The organism is Candidatus Culexmicrobium sp., from assembly GCF_058356305.1.
Genome location: NZ_JBTVBB010000032.1, coordinates 1 through 6,201, shown reverse-complemented (window position 1 = coordinate 6,201; position 6,201 = coordinate 1). Strand labels below are relative to the sequence as shown.

The following is a 6,201-nucleotide window of genomic DNA, read 5'->3' as shown; positions in this document are numbered from 1 at the left end:
GTTGACGATGTGGCCGAAATTCTTTGTAAGAGTATAAGAGTGCAGTTTATAGATTGATTTAATATTGTAAGAGGAAGGCAGGTAAAGCATGTCTTAAGAGGGGGGCTTTGAGAGGTGGATGTAAATATCTGGTGATAACCTACAAGTGAAATGTTATTATTGCTTGTTTCGCCAAATGGTAACTAGCATATATGTAGGAATGATAGTGGATAGAATGTATAGGGGGTAACTCATTTTTGTATGCCTTTTATGGTATTTTTATCTACATAGGTTTGGTTTTGTGGAGTTTGATGGTCTTCAAGTATTTTTCTTGTGATTGAAAGTATTTTACCTGATGTCGATCATCCTCACATTTGATCTATAATTTTATCACTTTCAGGATGAATGATTTGAGAAATTATTGGTTTGGATCGCATAGGGATAAAAACACATACTTTGTGAAACTTCAACAATTGTGATGATAGCGTTTATGTTAGTTTGAATAAGTGTAAAATTAGAGGATTTTATTAAAATATTTACAATTATTAAATTATATTTAGAGAAATATGGGGGTAAATCTTGTCAGAGAGATTTATTGTTTGGAAGATTTTGTGGTCTTCTAATGGTTATCGTGGTTTTGACAATAAAGTCTATAGAGACTACTATTTAAGAGGTAGGGCCAATAAGTTGGGTTATAAGTATGTTGAAGAATATGGAGTCGGTCATGAATGGTGGAATTTTTATGAAGAATTTAGTGATAAATATTATTTTGGTTATGGTCCCCCTCTTCCTAAATCTTCACCTGGGAAATTTAAAAAAGGAGGATTAGTATTCTTTGTTTCTAGAAGTTTAGAAGGAAAATGGTACTTGGTAGGTATTTATGGTGACTGTAGTATTAATAAAGAGGGTTTCAAACTGAAAAGAACATTGTGGGACACTATAGACGAGAAATTTAGAAAAATGATTGAAAAGAAAACCGCAGAAGAGTTAAAGACAAATGTATTGCATATCAGGGCACTTAAAGAATATTCAACTGTTTTGGCAAGGCCCATCGAAGTTGATTTACAGAAAGAATTAAATGTTAAAGCTTGGAAACAAGCACAATTTAAATACATTAATGAAGATCTGGCAGAAAAAATTCTAAGAAAATTAATATCAGAGATTAAGAAGCTCAGCTCTAAAGATGAAAGATGGTGTAGTAAGGATGAATGCCTTAAAAAGCTGGAAAAAATATACAATAAGTACAATAAGTATTTTAGAAAAAACACAGAGTTAAAGAAAATTCTAAGATATATGAGAGAGCATTATTTAAAAGAATGGGAAAAAATTTGGGAGAAATCAAAGAGACCTATTGAAGAACTTAGAAGAGAGCTGCTACAAGAAGCTGAAGTGGATAAACACAGGATTTTTGAGCTGATTAGAAGTACTCATAAAGAGTTGAGGAGAATTCTTGAATTTATCTTTGGTGTTGATGATAGATTTGCCGATGAATTGTTAAAAGATGAAAAATTTAGGGAAAAATTAAAGGAGATAGCTAAGGCTGAAGATTATGATGAAATTGCAAGTAAAATGAAGGAACCTATTGACATGTTTAAGGGAATGAAGGTTACATCAATGAGTACATTTGCATCTATAGTGAAAAAAGACATGTTTATGCCAGTTCTAGAGAAAGTTTTAGGGAAAAACTTGAGAGAGCTACTTGGTATTAAAAGATTTTGGGGAGATGAAAGCGATCTTAATCAATACTTAGAATTTATGAAGAAAACGAGAGAAGTGGCAAATGCTTTGGGAATAAGTAACATGCTTGAAGTTGCTTACTATCTAAGTAAATACCCAGGTACTATTGTGAATATCACTATTTATGATTACTTTAGAGCAAGGGGTTATTGTTTTGTGGAGGAGTATGTTTCAGCTTTTTATGTTGCTTTAAAGACCAAGGGTTTCGTGATATTGGCTGGACTGACTGGTACTGGAAAAACTAAGATGCCTCAAATGTTTTTTGATCTAATTCTTGATGGAGATAAAAGAGTTTATCAAAAATTGTTTTTGCCTGTAAGGCCTGATTGGCGTGATAGTAAACCTTTAATAGGGTATTTTAATCCAATTAGTGAAAACTATGTTTCTACACCTCTTCTTGGTTTAATTTTACGTGCATGCTCAAATTATCAATCAGATAAACGCGAACCTTTCTTCGTTCTTCTTGATGAAATGAATTTAGCTAGAGTTGAATATTATTTTGCTGATTTCTTGAGCGTGTTGGAGTCGGGTAGGAATGAGGAGGGTTTCACTCAGGAGTCTATTTTGCTTCATGAATTAAGCGAATGTAAAACGGAAAGTGGAGAAAATATTCCTTCAAGAATTAATTTGCCTCCCAATCTCTATTTTATAGGAACCGTCAACTTAGATGAGACAACATATAATTTTAGTCCAAAGGTTCTAGATAGGTCATTTGTAATAGAGTTTTGGGATGTCAACTTAGAAGATTATCCACCTAAAATTGAAATTAAAATTAATGATGAGTCGATACGATATTTGAAGAATAAAATTCTAGAAGACTTATCTAGAAACGGTAGATTCTTATATTATTCTAAGGAGGAAATAGGTAGAGCTATTAAATCTCTGGGTGAATATTTTGAAGATATAAAAATCTTAAATAACCTCTTAAAAGAATATGATTTTCATTTTGGCTATAGAGTAGTAGATGAAATTGCTCTATTCTACTATAATGCTAAGGAATCATTGGATAAGGGAATAATTAGATTTGAGAATGATAGTCAAATAATTGACTGTGCAGTTTTAATGAAAGTTTTACCTAAGATTCATGGTAATAGGGGTAGGGTGGAGGCGCCTCTTCTAAGAGTACTTTGCTGGGCGTTGAAACCAAAACAATGGCGACAATTATCTAATGAATTTAGGGAAGGAGGATCATTAAAAAGGGAGTTTCTGGAGAATATTAGATTAGGTCCAGAGGAATTCCTATCAAAAATTAGTAAGAATACTAGTATTAAATATCCAAGGACGGCAAAAAAGGTTGTGAGAATGCTTTATCAGTTATACACTGTTGGATTTACAAGTTTCCTATAGTTATTTGGGGATGAATGCTAGATATCCGATTCCCTCTTCAAAACTACAAATCATCTCAAAGATTTTTTCAAAATCTGCTATTCTACTTCCATTCTCTCTTAAGAAGAAGAGGCTTTTATTTCCAGGGTAAAGTATTATTGAGGCTTTTGCCTTTAATGCGTCTCTATAAGCATGCATTTTAAGTATATCGCTAATAGTTGCTATCCTCATTATTTCAACATCATCAAAAGCATTTTTCTCCACAGCATTTAAAGAAGAATGTTCGATATTATCTTGAACTTTTTCGTCAAATCTAAATTTAGCGTCAAATAAGACTAAGATTCTTCCATTTTTCATTAAGGAAAAGTCTGGTCTGAGAGGTATGGAGTAGCTTCCTTTCTCTCCACTGTAAAATAACTTATTATATATTAACTGATAATCACCAATGATAGATTTAGTTTTGTTGAAAGCAAGGCCGCCTTCCAAGGTGGTTTCAATAATAATTTTAGGTTCAACCCTAAAGAAATTACTTAACTGTTTAGTAAGCTCAAAGAAACACCAAAATTCATATAGTTCTGCAATATTTCGCTTATCAATTTTTTCCTTTATATATGTGAATATTGGTGCCTTGGATAAGAGCAGTTGATTGTATACTTGGAACATTTCTTTATATCCTTCCTTTTTCAATAAAACTTGAGATGTCAGTGGAATTGGAGCACGTGAATCATCAACTTCTTGAAAACATTCATTTAGTAAGGCGAAAATCAATGTATTTTTAAGATTTATCCATTTACTATCTATTTTTGGATCAACTTCTCTCTTCTTTTCCAGAATTTTACCTGTCTCTTCTATTTGTTTCATAGAGAACAATATTTGTTTTATGAAATACTTGATAAATCGATTTTCAGGATTATCGTATGTTTCAATATTCATTGTTTGTAGTATTTTTCGTGGGATTAGACCTCTTAGTTTGCGGTTTATTGAGGGTTTATTAAGTTTCGCCTTCATTAGAAGAGATGGATCTGTAAAGATGGATATACATGCCTCTGGAGTAACTTCTACAACTTCATTAAAATCAACATATGCTTGAGTGGTTACTAGCTCTTTATGAGGATTCATTAGTATTGCCTGTATACCTTCTATTATTTTATCGGCATTGTTCATGAGTTGATGAAAATAGATTAGTTGATTGGGAGGTAGAGGGATATCTTCGACATGTATATATGTTGGGGAAATGACTTCAAAGATTAGAGATAGCTGATATGTAATCAAATGGTCAACTAATTTACGATAAAAAGTAGGATAGAATAATTCATCTTCCTCATTTAAGGAAAGTTTTGGAGAAATAACTTCAATTTTTAGTGGGGGTATATAATGCTCATTAATGTAAATTTTAATTTCACTTTTTCCAATATAATTCTTAAACATGAAATACCAGTGATTATAATCTTTATTATAATTAGCTTTTTGGTTTCCGAAGAATATCTTTACATTCTCATCATCATACTGTTGACTATATGTTTTACTTTTAATCTCAACTCTATATTCTTCCCACTCCCATAAAATGAAGGGATTTAGCGAATAAGTGTTAACAAAATTTTCTCTGTATTTTATTTTTCCATATAAGAATATTTTCATGTCATCAAGTTCAAATGTTAAATGATCTTTTTCATAACGCCATTCCAAGGTTCATCAACTCAATAATCACACCTAAATAAAGTAGTTGTACAACTATTTCTTATAAGTAACCAACTAACAGTGTTTTAAATTTAAAGCAAGCTTCTATGCCTAATGTTTCAAAAGTATTGAATAACCAAGACAATACATACTTTAAGTTGGTGTTCTCGAGGTTTTAATTTTGTAAATTAAATAGTTTTTAAATATTTTTGTAATTTATTATATTTTGGTGTCTGAAATTTCCAGACAGGAGCAATTTGATTAATTGATTGATAATATTGGAATTATGAAGAAGATAGCTTATGATGTTAGAAGTGTAGTTGGAAGAGATTTTGAGAGAATGATCGGTTATGACAAGAAGTATGGGCGTGAAAGAGTTTGGGGTTTAAAGAAGTTGCTTTTATTGGCCGGTTATATGCCCATGTATCTTAAAATTATTTGAGGGCAGTGGTGGGTTAAACGGGTTGTTTATATTGATTTGTTTGCTGGTTGTGGATTGTCTCTTGTTGGCGAAACAATTGATGATGTTGTGGCTGATTCTCCATTAATTGCAGTTTACTGGCCTAGAGTTGTAGCTGAGAGGGTTAGAACGTTTCGTAATTTGAAGATGTTTGATAAAGTATATTTTTGTTGATAAGTTTGAGGAGCAGGATAAGCATAAGATTTTACTTTTGAGTAAGTGTGGTCCTTCTAATGTTGAGTTTTTGGTTAAGAGGTTTAGGAGGCAAGTTATTTGTGGTTGGAGTTTGAATACACTTAAGGTTGCTAGACTATGGGAGAGAGGCGCACCTTCTCCTGAGGATAGGATTGAGGCTGCCCATATGGTTTATGAGGCTGGTTATCCTGTTTGGATTAGAATTGACCCAATTTTTCCAATTGAGGATTGGAAGGTTCATTATGAACTGTTGATTTACAAGATCTTTGATAAGCTTAAGCCTAGAAGAATAATTCTTGGCACGCCTAGGGGTGGAAGAAAACTCTTTATTATGCTAGGAAGGCGGGAGTCGATATGTCTTGGACAAAGTTTTTTGACGGAAAACATAGAACTGGATGGGGACTTAAACTCCCCTTTGAACTTCGAAAGGAAATTCATATTTCAAGGCTTGGAGGAAATGTTTGTTTAAAGGAGGAAGTTGCTTAGTAAAGTGCTACTTCAGTTATTATAGGTTTAGTGTTGACCTAGATTTCACTTGGGAAGATCAAACAGCTTGGAGTGTACGTGGGGGAGTTTATTAGTTTTGTGATATTTAAGTTGTTATTGGGTTTATTTAATTGTGGGGGTTGGATTGGTTTTGGAAGTGAAGAGTATTTGTATGAAGTATGGGAGAGGGATGTTAGAAGTTGATGTTCCATCTAGTAATGTAGTTTCTGTTTTGAAGCCTAGGAGGATTTCAGTTGTAGATGAGGATTATATGGTTAGAAGGGCTTTAAATAATCCGATAGGCTGTGGAAGATTGTCGAGTATGGTTAGGAGGGGTATGA

At 32.7% G+C, this 6,201-nt stretch carries 7 protein-coding genes; 6 read left to right on the top strand and 1 reads right to left on the bottom strand.

Annotated elements, in window-relative coordinates:
• The first annotated feature begins 558 nt into the window (after positions 1-558).
• Positions 559-3,063: an McrB family protein gene (locus ACW8TM_RS09745; RefSeq protein WP_491533098.1), complete on the top strand. Its 2,505-nt coding sequence runs from the start codon at positions 559-561 to the stop codon at positions 3,061-3,063.
• On the opposite strand, the gene ACW8TM_RS09740 is transcribed toward ACW8TM_RS09745, so the two are convergent.
• On the bottom strand, positions 3,064-4,728 hold the full coding sequence (locus ACW8TM_RS09740; protein WP_491533097.1) for a DUF2357 domain-containing protein: 1,665 nt from the start codon (positions 4,726-4,728) through the stop codon (positions 3,064-3,066). It lies immediately after the preceding gene.
• 277 nt (positions 4,729-5,005) lie between these two features.
• On the opposite strand from ACW8TM_RS09740, the gene ACW8TM_RS09735 reads away from it, so the two are divergent.
• The 5 genes from ACW8TM_RS09735 to ACW8TM_RS09715 form a co-directional block, all read left to right on the top strand.
• Positions 5,006-5,161 (top strand): hypothetical protein, encoded by a 156-nt coding sequence (locus tag ACW8TM_RS09735; protein ID WP_491533096.1) that lies wholly within the window; start codon positions 5,006-5,008, stop codon positions 5,159-5,161.
• Positions 5,162-5,215: 54 nt separating this feature from the next.
• Complete coding sequence (locus ACW8TM_RS09730) at positions 5,216-5,353, top strand: hypothetical protein (RefSeq protein ID WP_491533095.1); 138 nt, start codon at positions 5,216-5,218, stop codon at positions 5,351-5,353.
• Positions 5,331-5,843 (top strand): spore photoproduct lyase family protein, encoded by a 513-nt coding sequence (locus ACW8TM_RS09725; protein WP_491533094.1) that lies wholly within the window; start codon positions 5,331-5,333, stop codon positions 5,841-5,843. The genes ACW8TM_RS09730 and ACW8TM_RS09725 overlap by 23 nt, the downstream gene beginning before the upstream one ends.
• On the top strand, positions 5,836-5,955 hold the full coding sequence (locus ACW8TM_RS09720) for a nucleotidyl transferase AbiEii/AbiGii toxin family protein (protein WP_491533093.1): 120 nt from the start codon (positions 5,836-5,838) through the stop codon (positions 5,953-5,955). The genes ACW8TM_RS09725 and ACW8TM_RS09720 overlap by 8 nt, the downstream gene beginning before the upstream one ends.
• Positions 5,956-6,005: 50 nt before the next feature.
• The coding region (locus tag ACW8TM_RS09715) for a lactate racemase domain-containing protein (RefSeq protein ID WP_491533092.1) at positions 6,006-6,201 on the top strand (196 nt) is incomplete at its 3' end.

What these genes read in the sequence shown, in the direction of transcription:
- ACW8TM_RS09735 (WP_491533096.1), top strand. Translation starts at nt 5,006, where the DNA reads ATGAAGAAGATAGCTTATGATGTTAGAAGTGTAGTTGGAAGAGATTTT.